Here is a 20,406-nt window from a genome sequence, read left to right as displayed (position 1 = left end):
CTCGTCCGGGTCAGCAACGATCGCTTCCTCCCTCAAGCAGACTCCGGGGAGGGCCGGCCACCTCGTGGTGACCGGCCCTCCCCGGAGTCTGCTGGGCGTTCCAGCCCAGTTACGTCAGCCCGTAGGCTGGGCTCACTTCTCGACCTTCTGGGCGGCAGCGCCGCCGGCGGGGGCGAAGCCCGCGGCCTCGGCATCCTCGGCGCTGGCGAACCAGACCTCGGCGACCGTGGCGTCGTACCAGCGCGAGCCGGGAACGTGGTACTTCATGGAGTCCTCGTTGCCCTTGACCAGGTGGTCGTCGTCGGGGGCGTCCGTGGCGCCCTCCTCGAGACGAACCGCACCAGCGTACTCGGCCTTCTCAGCCTGCTCCTCAGCCTTGTCGGCGTCGGCCTTGGGAGCCTTGTCCTCGTCGGCGACGGCCTTCTCGGCAGCCTTCTTGGCGGTGGTGATCGCGTCGTCCACGACCTCCTTGCGGGCCACCGGCTCCAGCACCAGGGAGATGAAGGCCATGGGGGCGTTGTCGCCCTTGCGGGGGGTCGTCTTAATGATGCGGGTGTAACCGCCCTCGCGGCCCTCGAACTGGGGGGCGAGCTCATCGAAGAGGCGGTAGACGGCGTACTTGTCCGTCACCTTCTTCAGCACGGTACGGCGGGCGTGCAGGTCGCCGCGCTTGCCCTTGGTGATGAGCTTCTCGACGTAGGGACGCAGGCGGCGGGCGCGAGCCTCCGTGGTCTTGATCGACTCGTGGACGATGAGCTGCGTGGCCAGGTTAGCGAGCAGGTGGCGCTCGTGCTGGGCGCTGCCGCCCAGGCGGGGACCCTTAGTGGGGCGAGGCATGGTTGTCTCCTAGGTGAATAACGAGCTGGCTCAGGCCTGGGTCTCGTCGCTGAAGGTGGGGTTGGCGTAGTCGTCGTCCGAGACGTAGTCGACCGGGGAGCCCTTGAGGGAGAGCCCCAGCTCGGCCAGCTTGTCCTTGATCTCGGAGATGGACTTGGCACCGAAGTTACGGATGTCGAGCAGGTCGGCCTCGCTGCGCGAGACGAGCTCACCGACGGTGTGGATGCCCTCGCGCTTGAGGGCGTTGGAGGAACGGGCCTGCAGGTCGAGCTCGTCGATCATGAGGGCGAGGTCCTGCTGGAAGGCCTCGTCGATCGGCGAGGGGCCGACCTCGATGCCCTCGGCCTCGACGTTGAGCTCACGGGCCAGGCCGAAGAGCTCCACGAGCGTCTTGCCGGCGGAGGCCAGGGCGTCGCGCGGGGTGATGGAGGCCTTGGTCTCGACGTCGACGATAAGACGGTCGAAGTCGGTGCGCTGCTCCACACGGGTGGCCTCGACGGAGTAGGAGACCTTCTTGACCGGCGAGTAGATCGAGTCCACCGGGATGCGGGAGATCTCCGCGTTGGGGTCCTTGTTCTGGTTGGCCGAGACGTAGCCGCGGCCACGCTCGACCGTCAGCTCGATCTCCAGCTTGCCCTTCTCGTTGAGAGTGGCGATGACCAGCTCGGGGTTGTGGATCTCGACGCCGGCCGGCGGGGTGATGTCACCGGCGGTGACCTCGCTCGGACCGGACTTGCGCAGGTACATGACGACCGGCTCGTCGTTCTCCGAGGACAGGACGATCTCCTTGATGTTGAGGATGATCTGGGCGACATCCTCCTTGACCCCGGGGATCGTGCGGAACTCGTGGGGCACCCCATCGATGCGGACGCTGGTCACGGCCGCCCCCGGGATGGAGGACAGCAGTGTGCGGCGCAGGGAGTTGCCGAGCGTGTAGCCGAAGCCGGGCTCGAGGGGCTCGAGCACGAAGCGCGAGCGGCGGTCCTCGACCACGACCTCCTCGGTGAGCGTGGGTCGCTGTGCAATGAGCACGTGGTTTCCTTTCGTCGCGGCGCCCGCTATATGACGCCGTTCCTCATGGGTGGAGCCCCCGACCCGCCCGGGCCGGTCCTGCTCCGAGCCCCGCCGGTTGGGCGGGACGTGGTGAGACGACGACGCAGCACCGGCTGCGCCGTCGTCCCGTGAAGCCTCAGACGCGGCGGCGCTTGGGCGGGCGGCAGCCGTTGAAGGCCTGGGGGGTGACGTCGGTGATCGAGCCGACCTCGAGGCCGGCGGCCTGGAGGGAGCGGATCGCGGTCTCGCGGCCGGAGCCGGGACCCTTGACGAAGACGTCAACCTTCTTCATACCGTGCTCCTGGGCGCGCCGGGCGGCGGCCTCGGCGGCGAGCTGGGCGGCGTAGGGCGTCGACTTGCGCGAGCCCTTGAAGCCGACCTGGCCGGAGGAGCACCAGGCGATGACGGCGCCCTGCGGGTCCGTCAGGGAGACGATGGTGTTGTTGAAGGTGGACTTGATGTAGGCGTGACCGTGGGTAACGTTCTTGCGGTCCTTGCGGCGCGTCTTACGCGCGGCGGCGCGGGTCTTGGGAGGCATTCTTCCTTCTTCGTGATGAGGTCGTCACTGCGCTCTCCGCAGGGCGGGGCGCGAGCTGCTGCTTACTTGGCCTTCTTCTTACCGGCCACGGTGCGCTTGGGGCCCTTGCGGGTACGCGCGTTGGTCTTGGTGCGCTGACCGTGCACCGGCAGGTGGCGGCGGTGGCGCAGGCCCTGGTAGCAGCCGATCTCGATCTTGCGGCGGATGTCCGCCTGGACCTCACGACGCAGGTCACCCTCAACCTGGTAGCTGCCGTCGATGTGGGTGCGGAGCTTGACCAGCTCCTCCTCGGTGAGGTCCTTGACGCGGGTGTCGGGGTTGACGCCCGTCGCCTTCAGGGTCTCGTCCGCGCGGGTGCGTCCGATCCCGAAGATGTAGGTGAGTGCGACCTCGACTCGCTTCTCGCGAGGCAGGTCGACACCGGAAATGCGTGCCACGGTGTGGTCCTCCTGTGTGCTCCCGGAGGTCGTCACCCATCTCCCCCACCTCGCCTGGTGGCCCCGGCCTCCGAGAACCGGGGGTTGCGGACCCGCGGTGCGGGCGCGCTGGGATGGGTGCTGGAAAGGGCCGTCCAGATCTCTGGGCGGCCCGGCGCCCGGGCCTCAGCCCTGACGCTGCTTGTGCCGCGGGTTCTCGCAGATGACCATGACGCGGCCGTGGCGACGAATCACCTTGCAGCTGTCACAGATCTTCTTGACGCTCGGCTTGACCTTCATGATGTTCCTCCGCCGGCTACGGGAGCCGACATGTCACTTGTACCGGTAGACGATTCGGCCGCGGGACAGGTCGTAGGGGCTCAGCTCCACGACCACCCGGTCCTCGGGGAGGATGCGGATGTAGTGCTGCCGCATCTTTCCGGAGATGTGCGCGAGCACGACGTGCCCGTTGCTCAGCTCCACCCGGAACATCGCGTTCGGAAGGGCCTCGACGACCGATCCCTCGACCTCGATGACTCCGTCCTTCTTAGCCATGTTCCTCCATCGGTGCTTTCTCGCTCGAGTTCACCCCGACGACGACGTCGCCGGGCGGCCGCGGTCGCCGCTGCAGGCCCTACCACAGGCGAGCCCCTATGACCAGGGCCTCGGTTGCGGGATGCGGGCATGCGTCATCGACGGACGCGCGTCCAGCGGATAACTCTACGGCAGGCAGCCCGGGCTCCACCATGCCAGATGGCGTCATCGCGCGGTGTTTCCTGACACACCGGCGTCTTGACCGCCGGTCAGCTCAGTGGCCTGGGCTCGATGCCGTAGGGGGCCAGGCCCTCGGCCCCGCCGTCGGGCGCGGTGAGAACCCACACGCCGCCGGGGACGATGGCCACGGTGTGTTCCCACTGGGCGGCGTGGGAGCCGTCCTGGGTGACGACGGTCCAGCCGTCGTCGAGCTCGCGTGTGGCCGGGCTGCCGGCGGTGAGCATGGGCTCAATGGCAAGGACCATGCCGCGGCGCAACCGGGGCCCGCGCCGCTTGACCGAGTAGTTGAGGACGTCGGGGGCCATGTGCATGCTCGTGCCGATGCCGTGGCCGACGTACTCCTGGAGGATCCCCAGCTCGTGTCCCTCGCGCTCGGCGGTCGCTGCCACCACGGCCTCGACGGCGTCGCCGACGGCGTTGAGGCGCAGCTCGCGCCCGCTGCCCTCCCCCGCGGCGGCCCGGGCCACGGCGGCGATGGCCGCCCACAGGGCCTCACGGGTGGTGGTGTCCACGAGCCGGTCGGACTCGCTGCGGTAGGTTCCGCCGACGACGGTCGTGAAGGCGGCGTCGCCGTGCCACTGGGTGCCGTCGTCGTCGAGGACGTAGGCGCCGCAGTCGAAGGTGACGAGGTCGCCGTCGGCGAGGACGCGCTCACCGGGGATGCCGTGGACCACCTCGTCGTTGACGGAGATGCACACGGTGGCCGGGTAGTCGTAGTAGCCCAGGAAGTTCGAGTGGGCGCCGGCGGCCTCGATAACGCCGGCCGAGACGGCGTCGAGCTCGGCGGTGGTGATCCCGGCGCGCACCGCCTCGCGCAGGGCGGCGTGGATGTCGGCGACGACGAGCCCGGCCCTGCGCATGAGGCGGACCTGCTGAGGGGTCTTGATCTGGATCTGCTCGCGTGAGAGCACGGCTGCCTCCTGTGGTGCGTGGGCGGCGTGAGCGTGACGAGGGGTTCCGGGCGATGCCCGTACGGGCCGGAGCATGCGGAGGCGGGCCGTCCGCGTGAGCAGACGACCCGCCGGTGAGGCCGGACCTCAGGAGCCGGTGATGCCGCGCGCGGCAAGGGCCTCCATGATGCGACCGGTGACGGCGTCGATCTCGCCCATGCCGTCGACCTGGACGAGCAGGCCGCGCCCGGCGTAGATACCGGCCAGCGGAGCGGTGGACTCGGCGTAGACCTCCAGGCGGTGGCGGATGACGGGCTCGGTGTCGTCGGCGCGCCCCTGCTCGCCGGCCCGCTTGAGCAGGCGGGCGACGACCGCCTCGGCGTCGGCGGTGATCTCGACGACGACGTCGAGGGCCAGGCCCGAGGCCTTCAGCATGGAGTCGAGCTCGCCGACCTGAGCGGTGGTGCGCGGGTAGCCGTCCAGGAGGAAGCCGGGTTCGCAGTCGGCCTGGGCGATGCGGTCGGCGACCATGGCGTTGGTGATGGAGTCGGGGACGTACTCGCCCTTGTCCATGTAGGCCTTGGCCTGGGTCCCGAGCTCGGTGGCGCCGGCGACGTTGGCGCGGAAGATGTCTCCGGTGGAGATGGCCGGGATGCCGAGGCGCTCGGCGATCCGGGCGGCCTGGGTGCCCTTGCCCGCTCCGGGGGGACCGAGAAGAACCATGCGTGCGCTCATGACAAGAACCCTTCGTAGTGGCGCTGCTGCAGCTGGGAGTTGACTTCCTTGACCGTCTGGAGGCCCACACCCACCATAATGAGGATGGTGGTTCCGCCGAAGGGCAGGTGCTGGGACAGGTCCAGCCAGATCACGGCAAGCGTCGGGATGAGGGCGAGGACCACCAGGTAGATGGAGCCCGCCGTCGTGATGCGGTTGATGACGTAGGACAGGTAGCGCACGGTGGGCTCGCCGGCGCGGATGCCCGGGATGAATCCGCCGTAGCGCTTCATGTTGTCCGCGATCTCCTCGGCGTCGAAGGTGATGGCCGTGTAGAAGAAGGCGAAGAACAGGATGAGGATGCCGTAGGCGGTCAGGTAGATCGGGTGGGTCTGCTGCAGGTGGGTCTGGATCCACTGCACCCACTTGCTCGTGGGGCTGCCGAAGCCGGCGATGAGCTGGGGCATGGCCAGGATCGAGGAGGCGAAGATGACGGGGATGACACCGGCGGTGTTGATCTTGACCGGGATGTAGGTGGTGGAGCCGCCGTACTGGCGGCGCCCGATCATCCGCTTGGCGTACTGCACGGGGATGCGCCGCTGGGCCTGCTCGATGTAGACGACGGCGAGGGTGGCCACCAGGACCACACCCACGACGATGAGGAACTTGGCCGCGCCGCCGTTGCCGCCGGCGATGGAGAACATGTTGGAGGGGAACTGGGCCACGATCGAGGTGAAGATCAGCAGCGACATGCCGTTGCCGATGCCGCGCTCGGTGATGAGCTCACCCAGCCACATGATGAGGCCGGTGCCGGCGGTCATGGTGACGATCATGAGCAGCATGGTGATGACCGAGCCGCCGGGGATGATCTCGGCGGTGCAGCCGGGGAAGAGCCGCCCGCTCCTGGCGGTGGCCACGATGGTGCTTGACTGGAGGAGCCCCAGGCCGATGGTGAGGTAGCGGGTGTACTCGGTGAGCTTGGCGGTTCCCGCCTGCCCCTCCTTGTGGAGCTCCTCGAAGCGGGGAATGACCACCCGCAGGAGCTGGATGATGATGGAGGCGGTGATGTAGGGCATGATGCCCAGAGCGAAGACGCTCAGCTGGAGCAGCGCACCACCGGAGAAGACGTTGACGAGGCTGAGCAGGCCCTGGTCCTGGGTCTGACCGATACAGGTCTTGACGTTGGCCAGGTTGACGCCGGGGGCCGGCAGGATCGACCCGAGCCGGAACAGGGCCATGATGCCAAGGGTAAAGAGCAGCTTCGCCCTGAGGTCTGGCGTTCTGAACGCCTGGGTGAACGCGCTGAGCACTCGATCTCCTGTGGACTCGGGGTTGGGTTCGGTCTTGCACGCAGCAAGGCGGAGCGCAGGGGAGCTGCGCCCGGCCCAGACTACCCCGCCGAGGTCTCGACCTGGGCGCTGAGACAGCCTTGCAACGCCGATGAGGTGCGGGTTTTGTCACGTCCCGTCCCGGCTATGCGCCGTCGGGTGATCCATCGCACCCCACCGTTGGCTGCTGCTGGAGGCCGCCGAGTCCCGGCCGGCAGCTCGTACCGCTCGACGTCGGGGCACGACGGACCCCGGCGGCCCAGGTCTCCCTGGACCACCGGGGTCCGTGAGTGCTTGTCAGCGCGGTTCCTCAGCGGGGCTCACTCCCCCACCGAGGTACCGGGCGTTCAGCGCGTGGCGATGGTGCCGCCGGCGGCCTCGATCTTCTCCTTAGCGGAGCCGGACCAGGCGTCGGCCGTGAGCGTCAGGGCCACGGTGACGTCGCCGCCGCCGAGGACCTTGACGAGCTGGTTCTTGCGAACCGCACCCTTGGCCACGAGGTCCTCCACGGTCACCGTGCCGCCCTCGGGGAACAGCTCGGCGATGCGGCCGACGTTCACGGGCTGGTACTCGACCCGGTTGGGGTTGCGGAAGCCGCGCAGCTTGGGAAGACGCATGTGCAGCGGCATCTGGCCACCCTCGAAACCGGGGCGGACCTGGTAACGGGCCTTGGTGCCCTTGGTACCGCGACCGGCGGTCTTACCCTTGGACGCCTCACCGCGACCCACACGGGTCTTGGCCTTCTTGGCGCCGGGGGCGGGGCGCAGGTGGTGCAGCTTGACGACGCGCACCTTCTCCTCCTGCGGGTTCTCGGTGTCAGCCATCTCAGACCTCCTCAACGGTGACCAGGTGGTGCACCGTGGCAATCAGGCCGCGCACGCTGGGGGTGTCCTCGCGCACGACGGACTGGCGGATCTTGCGCAGGCCCAGGGTCTTGAGGGACTCGCGCTGGCGGTGGGTGCCCCCGATGCCAGAGCGAATCTGAGTGACCTTGAGCTGCTTGGTCATCTGCTTCGATGCGGACTCAGCCATCACGCACCCACTCCTTCAGCGGCCTTCTCGGCCTCCTGCTTCTCGGCCTGGGCGCGCTTGTCGGCCTCGCCCTCGGCGCGGGCCCGCAGCATGGACTGCGGGGCGACGTCCTCCAGGGGCAGGCCGCGGCGGGCCGCGACGGCCTCGGGCTGCTCAAGCTGCTTGAGGGCGTCCACCGTGGCGTGCACGATGTTGATCGCGTTGGAGGAGCCCAGCGACTTGGACAGGATGTCGTGGACACCGGCGCAGTCCAGCACGGCGCGCACCGGTCCACCGGCGATAACACCGGTACCGGGGGACGCCGGGCGCAGGAGGACGACTCCGGCGGAGTCCTCGCCCTGGACCAGGTGCGGGATGGTGCGGCGGATCATCGGGACGTGGAAGAAGTTCTTCTTAGCGATCTCGACGGCCTTGGCGATGGCGGCGGGAACCTCTTTCGCCTTGCCGTAGCCCACGCCGACGGTGCCCTCACCGTCACCGACGACCACGAGGGCCGTGAAGGTGAAGCGGCGGCCGCCCTTGACGACCTTGGACACGCGGTTGATGGCGACGACGCGCTCGATGTACTTGTCGTCGTTGCCGCGACCACGGTCGCGGCGGTCATTGTTGCGGTCGCGGCGGCCGCGGCCCTCGCCCCGGCGCTCGTCGTTCTCGCGCTGGGCCGAGCCGTCGGACGACGCGGACCTGTCTCGCTGCGGTGCAGCCATCAGATATTCCTCTGCTTTCTCGTCGTCTTAGTGCTCACAGCTTCAGGCCGCCCTCGCGGGCGCCCTCGGCGACGGCCGCGACACGGCCGTGGTACTTGTTGCCGCCGCGGTCGAACACGACTGCCTCAATGCCCAGCGCCTTGGCACGCTCGGCGATGAGCTCGCCGACCTTGCGGGCGGCGCCCACCTTGTGGCCCTCGACGCCCTTGGCAGCCTCCTCCAGGGTGGAGGCGGCGCACAGGGTGTGGCCGATGGTGTCGTCGACGACCTGGGCCACCATATGGCGGTTGGACCGGGTGACCACCAGGCGGGGACGCTCGGGGGTGCCGGAGATGTGCTTGCGCACGCGCTGGTGGCGGATCTTGCGGGCGATGGCGCGGGGGTTGCCCTTGCCCCTCTTGATCGAGTAAGCCATGGTCACTTACCAGCCTTTCCGACCTTGCGGCGCACGTTCTCGCCGGCGTAGCGCACGCCCTTGCCCTTGTAGGGCTCCGGCGGACGGATCTTGCGAATGTTCGCCGCGACCTCGCCGACCTGCTCCTTGGAGATACCGGAGACGGTGATCTTCAGGTTGCCGTCGACCGTGAAGGTGATGCCCTCGGGAGGCTCAACGGTCACGGTGTGGGAGAAGCCGAGGGAGAGCTCGATGCCCTGGCCCTTGGCTGCGACGCGGTAACCGGTGCCGACGATCTCGAGCTGCTTGGAGTAGCCCTCGGTGACGCCGATCACCATGTTGTTGATGAGGGTGCGCGACAGTCCGTGCAGCGAGCGCGAGCGGCGCTCGTCGTCGGGACGCGTGACCAGGATGGAGCCGTCCTCCTGGCGGGTGACGCTCAGGGGCTCGCTGATCGTGCGGGACAGGGTGCCCTTGGGGCCCTTGACCGTCACGTCCTGGCCGTCGATGGTGACGTCCACTCCGGCAGGAACCGGAACGGGGAGCCGTCCAATACGAGACATGGTTTTCCTCCGTTCCTTCTCTTACCAGACGTAGGCGAGGACTTCGCCGCCCACGCCACGCGACTCGGCCTGCCTGTCGGTCAGGAGGCCGGAGGAGGTGGACAGGATCGCCACTCCCAGGCCGCCGAGGACCTTGGGCAGGTTGGTGGACTTGGCGTAGACGCGCAGGCCGGGCTTGGAGATCCGGCGCAGGCCCTGGATGGCCCGCTGGCGGTTGGCTCCGTACTTGAGGCTCAGCGTGAGCGTCTTGCCGACCTCGGCGTCCGTGACCTCGTAGCCGGCGATGTAGCCCTCGGACTTGAGCATCTCAGCGATGTTCACCTTGAGCTTGCTCGACGGCATCGACACGGTGTCGTGGTAGGCGCTGTTTGCGTTGCGCAGACGGGTCAGCATGTCTGCGATGGGGTCTGTCATTGTCATGAGTGGGCCTTGGCCCTTCCTCGTCGTGGTTTCCTTACCGGACCTGCGACGTAAGTTCTTACCAGCTGGACTTGCTCACGCCCGGGAGCTCGCCACGAAGGGCCATCTCACGCAGGCAGATACGGCACAGGCCGAACTTGCGGTACACCGAGTGCGGGCGGCCGCAGCGCTGGCAGCGCGTGTAGGCACGGACACCGAACTTGGGCTTGCGGTTCGCCTTCTCAATCAGAGCGGTCTTCGCCATGTCACTTCTCCTTGAAGGGGAAGCCGAGCTGCTTGAGCAGCGAGCGGGCCTCCTCGTCGGTCTTGGCCGTGGTCACCACGGTGATGTCCATGCCGCGGACGCGGTCGATCTGGTCCTGGTCGATCTCGTGGAAGACAGCCTGCTCGGTCAGACCGAAGGTGTAGTTGCCGTTCCCGTCGAACTGCTTGGGGCTCAGACCGCGGAAGTCGCGGATGCGGGGCAGGGAGATCGACACCAGGCGGTCCAGGAACTCCCACATGCGGTCGCCGCGCAGCGTGGAGTGCGCGCCGATCGGCATGCCCTCACGCAGCTTGAACTGCGCGATGGACTTGCGGGCCCGGGTGACCTGGGGCTTCTGACCCGTGATGGCGGCGAGGTCGCGCACGGCGCCCTCGATCATCTTGGAGTCGTGGGCGGCCTCGCCCACACCCATGTTGACGACGACCTTGACGACGCGCCCGACCTCCATCACGTTGTCGTGGTGGAACTCCTTGAGCAGGGCGGGGCGCACCTCCTCGGTGTACTTCGTCTTGAGACGGGGGGTGGTCTTGTCAGCCATGGTCACAGGTCCTCCCCGCTCTTCTTGGCGTAGCGCACGCGGACGGTGCGCTTGCGGCCGTTGGGACGCACGCCCTCCTCGACGCGGAAGCCCACGCGGGTGCGCTTCTTGGTCTTGGGGTCGACGAGCATGACGTTGGAGGCGTGGATGGGCGCCTCAACGGTCTCGATGCCGCCGGTGCGGGCGCCCTGCTGGGACTGCCCCACCTTGGTGTGCTTGGTAACGCGCTGGACGCCCTCGACGATGACACGGTCAGTGCCCTTGAGGACCTTCAGGACGCGGCCGGTCTTGCCCTTGTCCTTACCGGCGATGACGATGACCTGGTCGCCCTTCTTGATGCGTGCCATGTTCAGATCACCTCCGGGGCGAGCGAGACGATGCGCATGAACTTCTTCTCGCGAAGCTCACGGCCGACGGGGCCGAAGATGCGCGTACCGCGCGGCTCCCCGTCGTTCTTGAGGATGACGGCGGCGTTCTCGTCGAAGCGGATGTACGAGCCGTCGGGACGACGACGCTCCTTGCGGGCACGCACGACGACGGCCTTGACGACCTCGCCCTTCTTCACGTTGCCGCCGGGAATGGCGTCCTTGACGGTGGCGACGATCGTGTCGCCGATACCCGCATAGCGCCGACCCGATCCACCGAGAACACGGATGCAAAGGATCTCCTTGGCACCGGTGTTGTCGGCGACCTTCAGTCGCGACTCCTGCTGGATCATTGAGTGTTCTCCTGTCGTCGAGCCGGTTCTCAGGAAGCTCCTGAGCCTGGCCGAACGTTCTTCTGGTCTTGCACACGTCTCCCCCGGCCGCAGGCCGCACGAGGCCGACCCAGGGATGGGGGATGTCCGCGGTACGCTGTCCCGGCAGACACAGGCGCAGGATGCACGAGGTCTCTGCCGGGCGCACCGAGGGCGCGCGCAACTCCATTAGCCTAGTCCAGCCGTCGCATCAAGCGGTACCTGAGATGACCACCCCGCCCTGTGCCTTTGCTCACCGGCTTTTCCCGGTCTGGCGGCTCAACGTTGAGATCGTACCTTGTGTCGCGCGTTCGAGGGGTAGAGGGTACGAACCCAAGGCCTACCCGACGACCTCGCGACGAGCGGGTCCCGGAGGACGCCGCACCCACCGGATCCACGTCGCGCTTCGGAGGTGAGTCTGTCATGGACAGGAAACCCCCTAAAACACAGATCACTACTGCATGAGGGCCGAGATCTACTGGAAGAGGTACGGATGCACTCCATGGGGGTGGAGCTCTCGTGCAGTACGCACGGCTCCACCCATTACACCCCCACTCTCGTGCACCGCAGCGGCAACCGCGGGAGCGTTCGCGTCCCATGACGCCAAGCCGGCCCTGATCGGCGACTCACCCATCCAGCGGGAACTGCACTGTCCTCGAGTCAGCTGGGGCGAGACCACCAACCGTTCGCGGGAGAAGTAGGTCCTGGCCAGAGAACGCGGTCCCCGACCTTCCTGACTAGCGGCCACGAGTGACGGCCAGAAGCAACACGTTCCAGGGTCGACTCCCGAGGACAGCGACCGACAGCGCCGCCGCCTGGGCAGTCCATCAGGCGACCATTCACCCTGGAGGATCGCCCACTCCGGGCCCGAGTCACCACTCCACGGGGATGGGGCCGTACTGGCCAGGGATTGTCCGTACTGCACGGGAGCCCCACCCCCGTGGAGTACCCCCACACCTCCCCCAGTAGCGCCCGCGCCTCGTGCAGTACCACCCGCTCCTGCATCAGCACCGCAAGGACGACCACATCCCAAACCGCTGGAGCCCTACGCGCACAGCATCTATTGATGTAACCGAGGACAACATTGACAGTCCACGCCCTCTCGACACACCCAACATGCTTCGACACCCCATTACATGGGGGCCGCACTACACGACCCTCCCGACGTTCGCAAGGCAGATACGCAGCCCCTGAAAGTCTGAAGTACAGGAATCAAGCACCCCTTAAGGCCCTCAAATAGATGTCGGAGCCGCATTCTACCGTGGCCGTCATCAGATCGACACACCACCGAAGGGGTAACCAATGCAGAAATATCATCCAACAATCAACGACATCGCCCTCGCGGCACCGACACACAGACTCTTCATCCCGGCGCCATTCTTCAGGATCAAGATAGCAGCTACGCTATTTCTGGTGGCTCTCACTGCATGGTACTGGACTAGCCCTATCTCACCTTGGCTGTCATGGCTTGTAACAGCAGTCTCGCTACCACTAAGCGTGCTGGCGATCAAGAACTGGCTCGCACCGGCCGAGGTTGAACGCAGACGGGTCGTAGATCTCCTACCCAACGACCTGGTGGTCTCTCCAAACGAAGGAGGGTTTCTCACATCCGCCTCTCCAGCCCTCAGCAGGCACACCATCCTTGACGCATCGCCTCAGGTAGAAGTAGTCCTCGCAGGACATAACCACCCACTGATCTACGGCCTCGAAGGAAAAGTGGGCACAATTCATCCTATCGGCCTCAAGTCACGATCACACCCCTCAGAGGAGGCCGAAATGGTCAACCAGGTACTTGCGGCTGCCGCGCAGTTAGACGACAACTGGTTTCATGTCGCTACTGACGACGAACGGCGGATAGCGTGGCGACTGGGCTTCGTCGAGAAGAAGCCTCTACGAGCCGGCAAAAGATGGTCTAAAGCGGCACGATCATACGCCAATGCGGCCAGTGCCGAGCACACCGAATCACAACGGGACCTTCCCATACAAACCGCTTCAGTCATCGTCGTGGTCAACGGCGATCTCATGCTGCAGAACGACGGGCAGAACGAACAGATTGCCGTTCTCATTGATCGACTTGAAGAGAAGATCACTAAGTTGGCGGACCACGCAATCGTAGAACAGATCCGTGCAGCTGTTAACAACAAAGACAAGCATGGCGCTGCCAGAGGCATACGGGAACTCGGGCAGGACACACTCGTGAATGCTCTCGGAGGATCAGCCGGCAACGCACTGTGGGCGGCAGCCGTGGCTTTGACCCAGCATCTTTGGTGAGAAGCTTTCGCTGTTACGGGACAACCTGCGTCAACGACGACGCCGCAGCCTCCCGGGTGGGATGCTGCGGCGTCGGGGGCCGTCTCGAGGTCGTCGAGTCGGCGTTCAGCCGAGGGTCACTTGGCGCGCTCGAGGATCTCCAGGAGGCGGAAGTGCTTGGTGGCGCTCAGCGGGCGGGTCTCCATGATGGAGACGAGGTCGCCGACGCCGGCCTCGTTGTTCTCGTCGTGGACCTTGACCTTCTTGGAGCGACGGAGGACCTTGCCGTACAGGGAGTGCTTGTAGCGCTCCTCGACGAGGACGACAACCGTCTTGTCCATCTTGTCGGAGACGACGTAGCCGCGACGCACCTTGCGCTGGGGGCGCTCGGTGGACTGCTCGACGTTCTCAGTGCTGGTCTGCTCGCTCACTTGGACTCCTCCGTGCTCGGGGCGGTGCGAATACCGAGCTCACGCTCGCGCACGATCGTGTAGATGCGGGCGATGTCGCGACGCACAGCCTTGAGACGTCCGTGGTCCTCGAGCTGGCCGGTCGCCGAGGCGAACCGGAGGTTGAACAGCTCGGCCTTGGCCTTGGAGAGCTCCTCGGCGAGGCGCTCGTTGTCCATGCCGTCGAGGTCGGCGGGGGTCAGGCCCTTGGAACCGATTGCCATCAGACGTCACCACCCTCACGAGTCACGAAACGGGTCTTCATCGGAAGCTTGTGCTGTGCGCGGCGCATGGCCTCGCGGGCGAGGGCCTCGTCGACACCGCCGAGCTCGAACAGGATGCGTCCGGGCTTGACGTTGGCGATCCACCACTCGGGTGCACCCTTACCGGAGCCCATACGGGTCTCGGCGGGCTTCTTGGTCAGGGGGCGGTCCGGGAAGATGTTGATCCACACCTTGCCGCCACGCTTGATGTGGCGGGTCATGGCGATACGGGCCGCCTCGATCTGGCGGTTGGTGATGTAGGCGGGCTCAAGAGCCTGGATGCCGTAGTCACCGAAGGCGATCTGGTTGCCGCCCTTGGAAAGGCCCGTGCGGTGCGGGCGGTGCTGCTTGCGGAACTTGGTCCGGCGGGGGATGAGCACGGCTCAGGCCTCCGTTCCCTGGTCTGCGGCAGCGGTCTCGGCGGCCGGCGTCTGCTCGGCGGCCTGCTGCTGCTCGGTGTTCTGACGCGAACCGCGCTCACCGCGGTCGCCACGACGGCCGCCGCGGCGCTCGCCCCGGCCCCGGCCACGGGAGCCGGACTCGGCCTGCTGGCGGGCGAACTCGCGCTCGGTGATGTCGCCCTTGTAGATCCACACCTTGACGCCGAGGCGGCCGAAGGTGGTCTTGGCCTCGTAGAAGCCGTAGTCGATGTTCGCGCGCAGGGTGTGCAGCGGCACGCGCCCCTCGCGGTAGAACTCGCTGCGGCTCATCTCGGCGCCGCCCAGGCGTCCGGAGCACTGCACCCGGATGCCCTTGGCGCCGGCGCGCATCGCGGACTGCATGCCCTTGCGCATCGCGCGGCGGAAGGACACGCGGGAGGCGAGCTGCTCGGCGATGCCCTGGGCGACCAGCTGGGCGTCCAGGTCGGGGCTCTTGACCTCGAGGATGTTGAGCTGGACCTGCTTGCCGGTCAGCTTCTCGAGCTGACCGCGCAGGCGCTCGGCCTCGGCGCCACGGCGACCGATGACGATACCGGGACGGGCGGTGTGCAGGTCGACGCGCACGCGGTCACGGGTGCGCTCGATGTCGACCTTGGAGATACCGGCCCGCTCCATGCCGTCCTCCATGAGGCGGCGGATCTTGACATCCTCCTCCACGAAGTCGCGGTAGCGCTGACCGGGCTTGGTGGAATCGGCGAACCAGCGCGAGCGGTGGTCCGTGGTGATGCCCAGGCGGAACCCGGTCGGGTTGACCTTCTGCCCCATTACCGGGCTCCTTCCTTCGTTGCGGCGTCGGACTTGTCCCCGACGATGACGGTGATGTGGCTGGTCCGCTTGAGGATCCTGCTGGCCCGGCCCTGTGCCCGGGGACGGAACCGCTTCAGGGTGGGACCCTCGTCGGCGAACGCCTCGATGATGAACAGGTCGTTCTCGTCGAAACGCTCACCGTCACGCTCGGCCTTGAACCGGGCGTTGGCGATTGCGGACTCGAGGACCTTGCGCACCGGCACCGCAGCGGCCTGCGGGGCGAATCGGAGCACGTTGACGGCCTCGACGGCGCGCTTGCCGCGGACGACGTCCACGACCCGGCGCGCCTTCATCGGCGTGCAGCGCACGTACTTGGCCTGCGCCTTGGCTTCCATGTTCTCTGCCTCTCAAACTTTCCGACGTCCGTCAGCGACGCGACTTGCGGTCGTCCTTGACGTGCCCGCGGAAGGTGCGGGTCGGAGCGAACTCACCGAGCTTGTGGCCCACCATGGACTCGGTAACGAAGACCGGCACGTGCTTGCGACCGTCGTGGACGGCGAAGGTGTGCCCCAGGAAGTCCGGCGTGATGACCGAACGGCGGGACCAGGTCTTAATGACGTTCTTGGTGCCCTTCTCGTTCTGAGCGTCCACCTTCTTGAGGAGGTGGTCGTCGACGAAGGGACCCTTCTTCAGACTACGCGGCATGATTCAGGCTCCTATCAGCGCTTCTTGCCGGTCCGACGACGACGCACGATGAGGCGGTCGCTGGACTTGTTGGGACGGCGGGTGCGGCCCTCGGGCTTGCCCCACGGCGAGACGGGGTGACGACCACCGGAGGTCTTGCCCTCACCACCACCGTGCGGGTGGTCCACCGGGTTCATGACGACACCGCGGACGGTCGGGCGCACGCCCTTCCAGCGCATGCGGCCGGCCTTACCCCAGTTGATGTTGGACTGCTCGGCGTTGCCGACCTCACCGATGGTGGCGCGGCAGGCGGCCTCCACGTTGCGGATCTCGCCGGAGGGCATGCGCAGCTGCGCGTACTTGCCCTCCTTGGCGACCAGCTGGACGGAGGTGCCGGCGCTGCGGGCGATCTTGGCTCCGCCACCGGGACGCAGCTCGACCGCGTGGACGACCGTACCGGTGGGGATGTGACGCAGCTGCAGGTTGTTGCCGGGCTTGATGTCGGCGTTGGGGCCGGCCTCGACGACGTCGCCCTGACGGAGCTTGTTGGGGGCAATGATGTAGCGCTTCTCGCCGTCCACGTAGTGCAGCAGGGCGATGCGCGCGGTGCGGTTGGGGTCGTACTCGATGTGAGCGACCTTGGCGGGCACGCCATCCTTGTCGTGACGACGGAAGTCGATGAGACGGTAGGCGCGCTTGTGGCCACCACCCTTGTGGCGGGTGGTGATGCGGCCCGAGGAGTTGCGTCCACCGGACTTGCTCAGCGGGCGCACCAGCGACTTCTCGGGCGTGCTGCGCGTGATCTCCACGAAGTCGGCCACGGAGGAGCCGCGACGACCCGGGGTCGTGGGCTTGTACTTACGGATTCCCATATCGGTCCTTTACCTTCCGTGGCGCACTAGGCCACATCACCGAAGATGTCGATGGTCCCCTCGCGCAGGGTGACGATCGCACGGCGGGTGTCCTTGGACTTGCCGATCCCGGTGCGGGTGCGGTGCGTCTTGCCCTTGCGGTTGATGGTGTTCACCGAGAAGACCTTGACGTTGAAGATGGCCTCGACGGCCTGCTTGATCTCGGTCTTGTTGGATCCCGGCGCCACGATGAACGTGTACTGGCCACGGTCCATGCAGGCGTAGGACTTCTCGGAGACCACCGGCGCGATGATGACGTCGCGGGGGTTCTTGGACTTCTCGAGGCTCACTTGGACTCCTCCTCACCCTTGCCCAGGAACGCGTCCAGGCCAGAGGCCGTGAAGACGACGTCGTCGGACTTGAGGACGTCGTAGGTGTTGAGCTGGTCGGCCCACAGGACGTGCGCCTCGGGGGCGTTGCGCAGGCTGAGCCTGGACAGGTCGTCCTGACGGTCCACAATCACCAGGGCCTTGCGGTCGGTGAGGTTGCGCAGCGCGACCAGGGCGTTCTTGGTGGAGGGCACCGTGGTGGTGACGAACTCGGTGATGACGTGGACGCGGCCGTTGCGGGCGCGGTCGGACAGGGCGCTGCGCAGGGCGGCGGCCTTCATCTTCTTGGGGGTCCGCTGGCTGTAGTCGCGCGGCTGGGGGCCGTGGACGGTGCCGCCGCCGACGAACTGCGGGGCGCGGGTCGAGCCCTGGCGGGCGCGGCCGGTGCCCTTCTGGCGGTAGGGCTTGCGGCCACCGCCGCGGACGTCGCCGCGGGTCTTGGTGGCGTGGGTGCCCTGGCGGGCCGCGGCCAGCTGGCCGACGACCACCTGGTGCATGAGCGGGATGTTCAGGGGGGCGTCGAAGACCTCGGCGGGCAGCTCGACGCTGCCGGTCTTCTTGCCCGCGGAGTCGACGACGTCGACGGTGAGTGCCTCAGTCATGGTCTCAGGCTCCCTTCACGGCGGTGCGGACGACGACGACCGAGCCCTTGGGGCCGGGGATCGCGCCGTTGACGAGCAGAACGCCCTTGTCAACGTCGACGCCGCGGATCTTGAGGTTCTGGACGGTGCGGCGCGCGTGGCCCATGCGGCCGGCCATGCGCAGGCCCTTGAAGATGCGGCCGGGGGTGGCGCAGGCACCGATGGAGCCGGGCTTGCGGTGGTTGCGGTGAGCACCGTGGGAGGCGCCCACACCGGCGAAGCCGTGGCGCTTCATGACACCGGCGAACCCCTTGCCCTTGGAGGTCCCGGTGACGTCGACCAACTGGCCGACCTCGAAGGTGTCGGCGGCCAGCTCCTGGCCGGGGGTGAACTCCGACGCCAGGGAGGTGCGCACCTCGGCCACGTGGCGGCGGGGCTCGACCCCGGCCTTGGCGAAGTGGCCGGCGAGCGGCTTGGTGACCTTTTTGGCGTCGATGTCGCCGAAGGCGAGCTGAACGGCCTCGTAGCCATCGGTCTCGATGGTGCGGACCTGGGTCACGACGTTGGTGTCGACCCGGACGACGGTCACGGGGCGCAGGACCCCGTTCTCGTCCCAGATCTGCGTCATGCCGAGCTTGGTGCCGAGCAGCGCCTTGGCAGGCGCGGCGGCAGCCGGCGTGTTAAGCGTTGTCATGGCAGTCCTCAGAGCTTGATCTCGATGTTGACGTCAGCGGGCAGGTCGAGACGCATGAGCGAGTCGACGGCCTTGGGCGTCGGGTCGACGATGTCGATCAGCCGCTTGTGCGTGCGCATCTCGAAGTGCTCGCGGCTGTCCTTGTACTTGTGCGGCGACCGGATCACGCAGAACACGTTCTTCTCGGTCGGCAGCGGCACCGGGCCCACGACCGTCGCACCAGCGCGGGTCACGACGTCGACGATCTTGCGCGCCGAGGAGTCGATGACCTCGTGGTCGTAGGACTTGAGCCGGATGCGGATCTTCTGTCCCGCCATGGCGCCTAACCTCTCTTGTACTTGCTTCTGGCCGGTCCACGCGCTCGGGCGTGTCGTTGGGAGACGCGCACCTCTCCCTGATGGAAGGCGGTGAACCGGTCTGGACACACGGAAACCCGTTCAGGAGGAACGGGTCCGTCAGAATGGATCCCGGGGAACCCCGGGGCGGCACAGCCAGAGGTATGCGAGCGCACGCCTTGGCCGGCCGGATTACGCTATCAGGGCCCGCACGGGGAGCGGAACCCGAGACGGCGCCTAGAGGCTGTGAGTCCGCCCACTGGCACCCGCGCTCGGGCGTGTCGCGGTCAGGGGCGGGATCTCGGTGGTGTCGATGAGCTCCTGTATGTCGTGCAGGTCCTCGGCCCCCGGAGCCTCCGGCGCATCATCGACGTCGGCCCGCGCGTGCGGCCCGGTGGTGACAGGAAAGTCGGTGAACCAGCGGCGGGGCTCGACGCCGGCGTCGTCATCCATCCAGCTGCGCATCTGCTCCTCCCAGGTCTGAGGCCGCGGCTCCTGCTCCTGGTCGCGCTTGCGGGCCAGGGCGCGCTCCTTGGCACGGGCGGCCACGTAGCCCGAGCGCCACAGGTACAGGCCGACGACGACGAGCCCGCTGGCCAGGGCGAGAACCCACCAGGGAAAGGTAGGAACCTCGGGCCGTTTGCCCGCGGCGGCGACGTCAGCGGCGGGGGTGGGGTAGATGCGCTCACCGGTCAGCAGGATGCGGTGGGTGTTGATGCCCAGAGGCGTGCAGGTCACCAGGGTGAGCAGGTCCTTGCCGGCCTCGGCTCGCAGGGCCTCGGTCTCCTCGGGCTCGACGACCCTGGTGCTGGTGACCCGGTAGGTGAGGACTTCGCCGAAGACCTCGATGATGAGGCTGTCGCCGTTCTTGACCTTGTCCAGGTTGGTGAACATGGTCGCCTCGGCCAGGCCTCGGTGCCCGGTGATGACCGAGCGCGTGCCCTCTCCCCCGACCGGCAGCGAGGTGCCCTCCAGGTGGCCGAGTCCCTTGAGCAGGGTGTCGTCGGCGGTGCCGTGGTAGACGGGCAGGTCCAGGGAGATGGAGGGGATCTTGAGGCGGGCCATGAGCCCGTCGTCACTGGCCTTGAGGATGGAGTCGTAACTCAGGGAGCTGTCGGAGCTGGAGCCGGCGCCGGTGGGGACGTGATTGTTGGCCTCCAGGACCGCTCCGGCGGAGAGCGCCTCGTTGTAGGCGTGCGCCTGGGCGATCTGGGTCCTGGCGTCGGGGCGGGCGCCGTCCACCTGGGCGGAGTAGTCAGCAGTCACCTTTGACTGGTTGTACTGGGAGATCCAGGAGGCCGCGGTCGGGTAGGTCAGGAGCCCCATGCCGACGACCGCCATGATGGAGCTGATGAGGGCGGAGACCGACAGGCGCCAGGTGCGGGGGCGACGGTGCTTCTGGACGTTCGAGGCGCGCGTACGCGGGGGCCGGGTGGTGCGGTACTTGCGTGCGGTGCGGGAGATCATGGGGCCTCGTGCGCTTCCAGGGTCGTTGTCCGAGATCAGAGTGGTGCGAGC

General features: G+C 67.3%; 32 protein-coding genes. 1 reads left to right on the top strand and 31 read right to left on the bottom strand.

Annotated features, from left to right (window positions below; translation table 11 throughout):
• Positions 1-132: 132 nt before the first annotated feature.
• From rplQ to rplN, 19 genes are all read right to left on the bottom strand, one after another.
• Positions 133-837, bottom strand: coding sequence for a 50S ribosomal protein L17, sunset domain variant (rplQ, locus tag EL340_RS14555; RefSeq protein WP_126415198.1), 705 nt, complete (start codon positions 835-837; stop codon positions 133-135).
• Positions 838-867: 30 nt separating this feature from the next.
• The gene (locus EL340_RS14550; RefSeq protein WP_108832445.1) at positions 868-1,869 is read right to left on the bottom strand and encodes a DNA-directed RNA polymerase subunit alpha; all 1,002 of its coding nucleotides are present in this window, start codon (positions 1,867-1,869) and stop codon (positions 868-870) included.
• Positions 1,870-2,026: 157 nt separating this feature from the next.
• Positions 2,027-2,428 (bottom strand): 30S ribosomal protein S11, encoded by a 402-nt coding sequence (rpsK, locus tag EL340_RS14545; protein WP_003781888.1) that lies wholly within the window; start codon positions 2,426-2,428, stop codon positions 2,027-2,029.
• Between the two features lie 62 nt (positions 2,429-2,490).
• Entirely contained in the window at positions 2,491-2,865 is a 375-nt protein-coding gene (gene rpsM / locus EL340_RS14540) for a 30S ribosomal protein S13 (RefSeq protein ID WP_043539058.1), read from the bottom strand.
• 165 nt (positions 2,866-3,030) lie between these two features.
• The gene (gene rpmJ, locus EL340_RS14535; protein WP_003781903.1) at positions 3,031-3,144 is read right to left on the bottom strand and encodes a 50S ribosomal protein L36; all 114 of its coding nucleotides are present in this window, start codon (positions 3,142-3,144) and stop codon (positions 3,031-3,033) included.
• 33 nt (positions 3,145-3,177) lie between these two features.
• Positions 3,178-3,399 (bottom strand): translation initiation factor IF-1, encoded by a 222-nt coding sequence (infA, locus tag EL340_RS14530; protein ID WP_003781847.1) that lies wholly within the window; start codon positions 3,397-3,399, stop codon positions 3,178-3,180.
• 248 nt (positions 3,400-3,647) lie between these two features.
• A complete protein-coding gene (gene map / locus EL340_RS14525) occupies positions 3,648-4,529 on the bottom strand; it encodes a type I methionyl aminopeptidase (RefSeq protein ID WP_126415197.1) in 882 nt (293 codons plus the stop codon).
• Between the two features lie 126 nt (positions 4,530-4,655).
• Positions 4,656-5,243 (bottom strand): adenylate kinase, encoded by a 588-nt coding sequence (locus EL340_RS14520; RefSeq protein WP_197722320.1) that lies wholly within the window; start codon positions 5,241-5,243, stop codon positions 4,656-4,658.
• A complete protein-coding gene (gene secY / locus EL340_RS14515) occupies positions 5,240-6,532 on the bottom strand; it encodes a preprotein translocase subunit SecY (RefSeq protein ID WP_126415196.1) in 1,293 nt (430 codons plus the stop codon). The genes EL340_RS14520 and secY overlap by 4 nt, the downstream gene beginning before the upstream one ends.
• A gap of 365 nt (positions 6,533-6,897) precedes the next feature.
• Entirely contained in the window at positions 6,898-7,374 is a 477-nt protein-coding gene (rplO, locus tag EL340_RS14510; protein WP_126415195.1) for a 50S ribosomal protein L15, read from the bottom strand.
• 1 nt (position 7,375) lies between these two features.
• Positions 7,376-7,582 carry a 50S ribosomal protein L30 gene (gene rpmD / locus EL340_RS14505; protein ID WP_009403599.1) on the bottom strand — a complete coding sequence of 69 codons (207 nt, stop codon included), beginning with the start codon at positions 7,580-7,582 and terminating at the stop codon, positions 7,376-7,378.
• Entirely contained in the window at positions 7,582-8,289 is a 708-nt protein-coding gene (gene rpsE, locus EL340_RS14500) for a 30S ribosomal protein S5 (protein ID WP_126415194.1), read from the bottom strand. The genes rpmD and rpsE overlap by 1 nt, the downstream gene beginning before the upstream one ends.
• A 34-nt stretch (positions 8,290-8,323) precedes the next feature.
• Positions 8,324-8,704: a 50S ribosomal protein L18 gene (rplR, locus tag EL340_RS14495; RefSeq protein WP_043539061.1), complete on the bottom strand. Its 381-nt coding sequence runs from the start codon at positions 8,702-8,704 to the stop codon at positions 8,324-8,326.
• A 2-nt stretch (positions 8,705-8,706) separates the two neighbouring features.
• Positions 8,707-9,246, bottom strand: a complete 540-nt coding sequence (gene rplF / locus EL340_RS14490; RefSeq protein WP_003781878.1) for a 50S ribosomal protein L6 — start codon at positions 9,244-9,246, stop codon at positions 8,707-8,709.
• A gap of 21 nt (positions 9,247-9,267) precedes the next feature.
• The gene (rpsH, locus tag EL340_RS14485; protein WP_126415193.1) at positions 9,268-9,666 is read right to left on the bottom strand and encodes a 30S ribosomal protein S8; all 399 of its coding nucleotides are present in this window, start codon (positions 9,664-9,666) and stop codon (positions 9,268-9,270) included.
• A gap of 58 nt (positions 9,667-9,724) precedes the next feature.
• Positions 9,725-9,910, bottom strand: coding sequence for a type Z 30S ribosomal protein S14 (locus tag EL340_RS14480; RefSeq protein ID WP_003781856.1), 186 nt, complete (start codon positions 9,908-9,910; stop codon positions 9,725-9,727).
• A 1-nt stretch (position 9,911) separates the two neighbouring features.
• Positions 9,912-10,469: a 50S ribosomal protein L5 gene (rplE, locus tag EL340_RS14475; protein WP_126415192.1), complete on the bottom strand. Its 558-nt coding sequence runs from the start codon at positions 10,467-10,469 to the stop codon at positions 9,912-9,914.
• 2 nt (positions 10,470-10,471) lie between these two features.
• Positions 10,472-10,816 carry a 50S ribosomal protein L24 gene (gene rplX / locus EL340_RS14470; RefSeq protein WP_126415191.1) on the bottom strand — a complete coding sequence of 115 codons (345 nt, stop codon included), beginning with the start codon at positions 10,814-10,816 and terminating at the stop codon, positions 10,472-10,474.
• A 2-nt stretch (positions 10,817-10,818) separates the two neighbouring features.
• Positions 10,819-11,187 carry a 50S ribosomal protein L14 gene (rplN, locus tag EL340_RS14465; RefSeq protein WP_003781898.1) on the bottom strand — a complete coding sequence of 123 codons (369 nt, stop codon included), beginning with the start codon at positions 11,185-11,187 and terminating at the stop codon, positions 10,819-10,821.
• 1,320 nt (positions 11,188-12,507) lie between these two features.
• Here rplN and EL340_RS14460 point away from each other — a divergent pair.
• The gene (locus tag EL340_RS14460; protein ID WP_126415190.1) at positions 12,508-13,476 is read left to right on the top strand and encodes a hypothetical protein; all 969 of its coding nucleotides are present in this window, start codon (positions 12,508-12,510) and stop codon (positions 13,474-13,476) included.
• Between the two features lie 116 nt (positions 13,477-13,592).
• Here the strand turns inward: EL340_RS14460 and rpsQ are convergent, their stop codons facing one another.
• The 12 genes from rpsQ to EL340_RS14400 form a co-directional block, all read right to left on the bottom strand.
• On the bottom strand, positions 13,593-13,886 hold the full coding sequence (rpsQ, locus tag EL340_RS14455; RefSeq protein ID WP_003789301.1) for a 30S ribosomal protein S17: 294 nt from the start codon (positions 13,884-13,886) through the stop codon (positions 13,593-13,595).
• Entirely contained in the window at positions 13,883-14,128 is a 246-nt protein-coding gene (gene rpmC / locus EL340_RS14450) for a 50S ribosomal protein L29 (RefSeq protein WP_009233261.1), read from the bottom strand. Before rpmC ends, rpsQ begins: the two co-directional genes overlap by 4 nt.
• A complete protein-coding gene (rplP, locus tag EL340_RS14445; RefSeq protein WP_075250139.1) occupies positions 14,128-14,547 on the bottom strand; it encodes a 50S ribosomal protein L16 in 420 nt (139 codons plus the stop codon). Before rplP ends, rpmC begins: the two co-directional genes overlap by 1 nt.
• 3 nt (positions 14,548-14,550) lie before the next feature.
• The gene (rpsC, locus tag EL340_RS14440; RefSeq protein WP_003789299.1) at positions 14,551-15,372 is read right to left on the bottom strand and encodes a 30S ribosomal protein S3; all 822 of its coding nucleotides are present in this window, start codon (positions 15,370-15,372) and stop codon (positions 14,551-14,553) included.
• Positions 15,372-15,749 (bottom strand): 50S ribosomal protein L22, encoded by a 378-nt coding sequence (gene rplV, locus EL340_RS14435; protein ID WP_003789298.1) that lies wholly within the window; start codon positions 15,747-15,749, stop codon positions 15,372-15,374. Before rplV ends, rpsC begins: the two co-directional genes overlap by 1 nt.
• A 31-nt stretch (positions 15,750-15,780) precedes the next feature.
• On the bottom strand, positions 15,781-16,059 hold the full coding sequence (rpsS, locus tag EL340_RS14430; protein WP_003786073.1) for a 30S ribosomal protein S19: 279 nt from the start codon (positions 16,057-16,059) through the stop codon (positions 15,781-15,783).
• A gap of 14 nt (positions 16,060-16,073) precedes the next feature.
• Entirely contained in the window at positions 16,074-16,910 is an 837-nt protein-coding gene (gene rplB, locus EL340_RS14425) for a 50S ribosomal protein L2 (RefSeq protein WP_126415189.1), read from the bottom strand.
• Positions 16,911-16,936: 26 nt separating this feature from the next.
• Positions 16,937-17,239, bottom strand: coding sequence for a 50S ribosomal protein L23 (gene rplW / locus EL340_RS14420; RefSeq protein WP_126415188.1), 303 nt, complete (start codon positions 17,237-17,239; stop codon positions 16,937-16,939).
• Complete coding sequence (rplD, locus tag EL340_RS14415; RefSeq protein ID WP_003789296.1) at positions 17,236-17,880, bottom strand: 50S ribosomal protein L4; 645 nt, start codon at positions 17,878-17,880, stop codon at positions 17,236-17,238. Before rplD ends, rplW begins: the two co-directional genes overlap by 4 nt.
• A gap of 4 nt (positions 17,881-17,884) precedes the next feature.
• Entirely contained in the window at positions 17,885-18,553 is a 669-nt protein-coding gene (gene rplC, locus EL340_RS14410) for a 50S ribosomal protein L3 (RefSeq protein WP_126415187.1), read from the bottom strand.
• 8 nt (positions 18,554-18,561) lie between these two features.
• A complete protein-coding gene (gene rpsJ, locus EL340_RS14405; protein WP_003786051.1) occupies positions 18,562-18,870 on the bottom strand; it encodes a 30S ribosomal protein S10 in 309 nt (102 codons plus the stop codon).
• Between the two features lie 255 nt (positions 18,871-19,125).
• A complete protein-coding gene (locus EL340_RS14400; RefSeq protein ID WP_126415186.1) occupies positions 19,126-20,355 on the bottom strand; it encodes a class C sortase in 1,230 nt (409 codons plus the stop codon).
• Positions 20,356-20,406: the final 51 nt, after the last annotated feature.

Source organism: Actinomyces viscosus (genome assembly GCF_900637975.1).
In the GTDB taxonomy this organism is placed as follows: Bacteria; Actinomycetota; Actinomycetes; order Actinomycetales; family Actinomycetaceae; genus Actinomyces; species Actinomyces viscosus.
The sequence above is the reverse complement of the archived record's forward strand: the minus strand, read 5'-3'. Positions and strand labels throughout refer to the sequence as shown.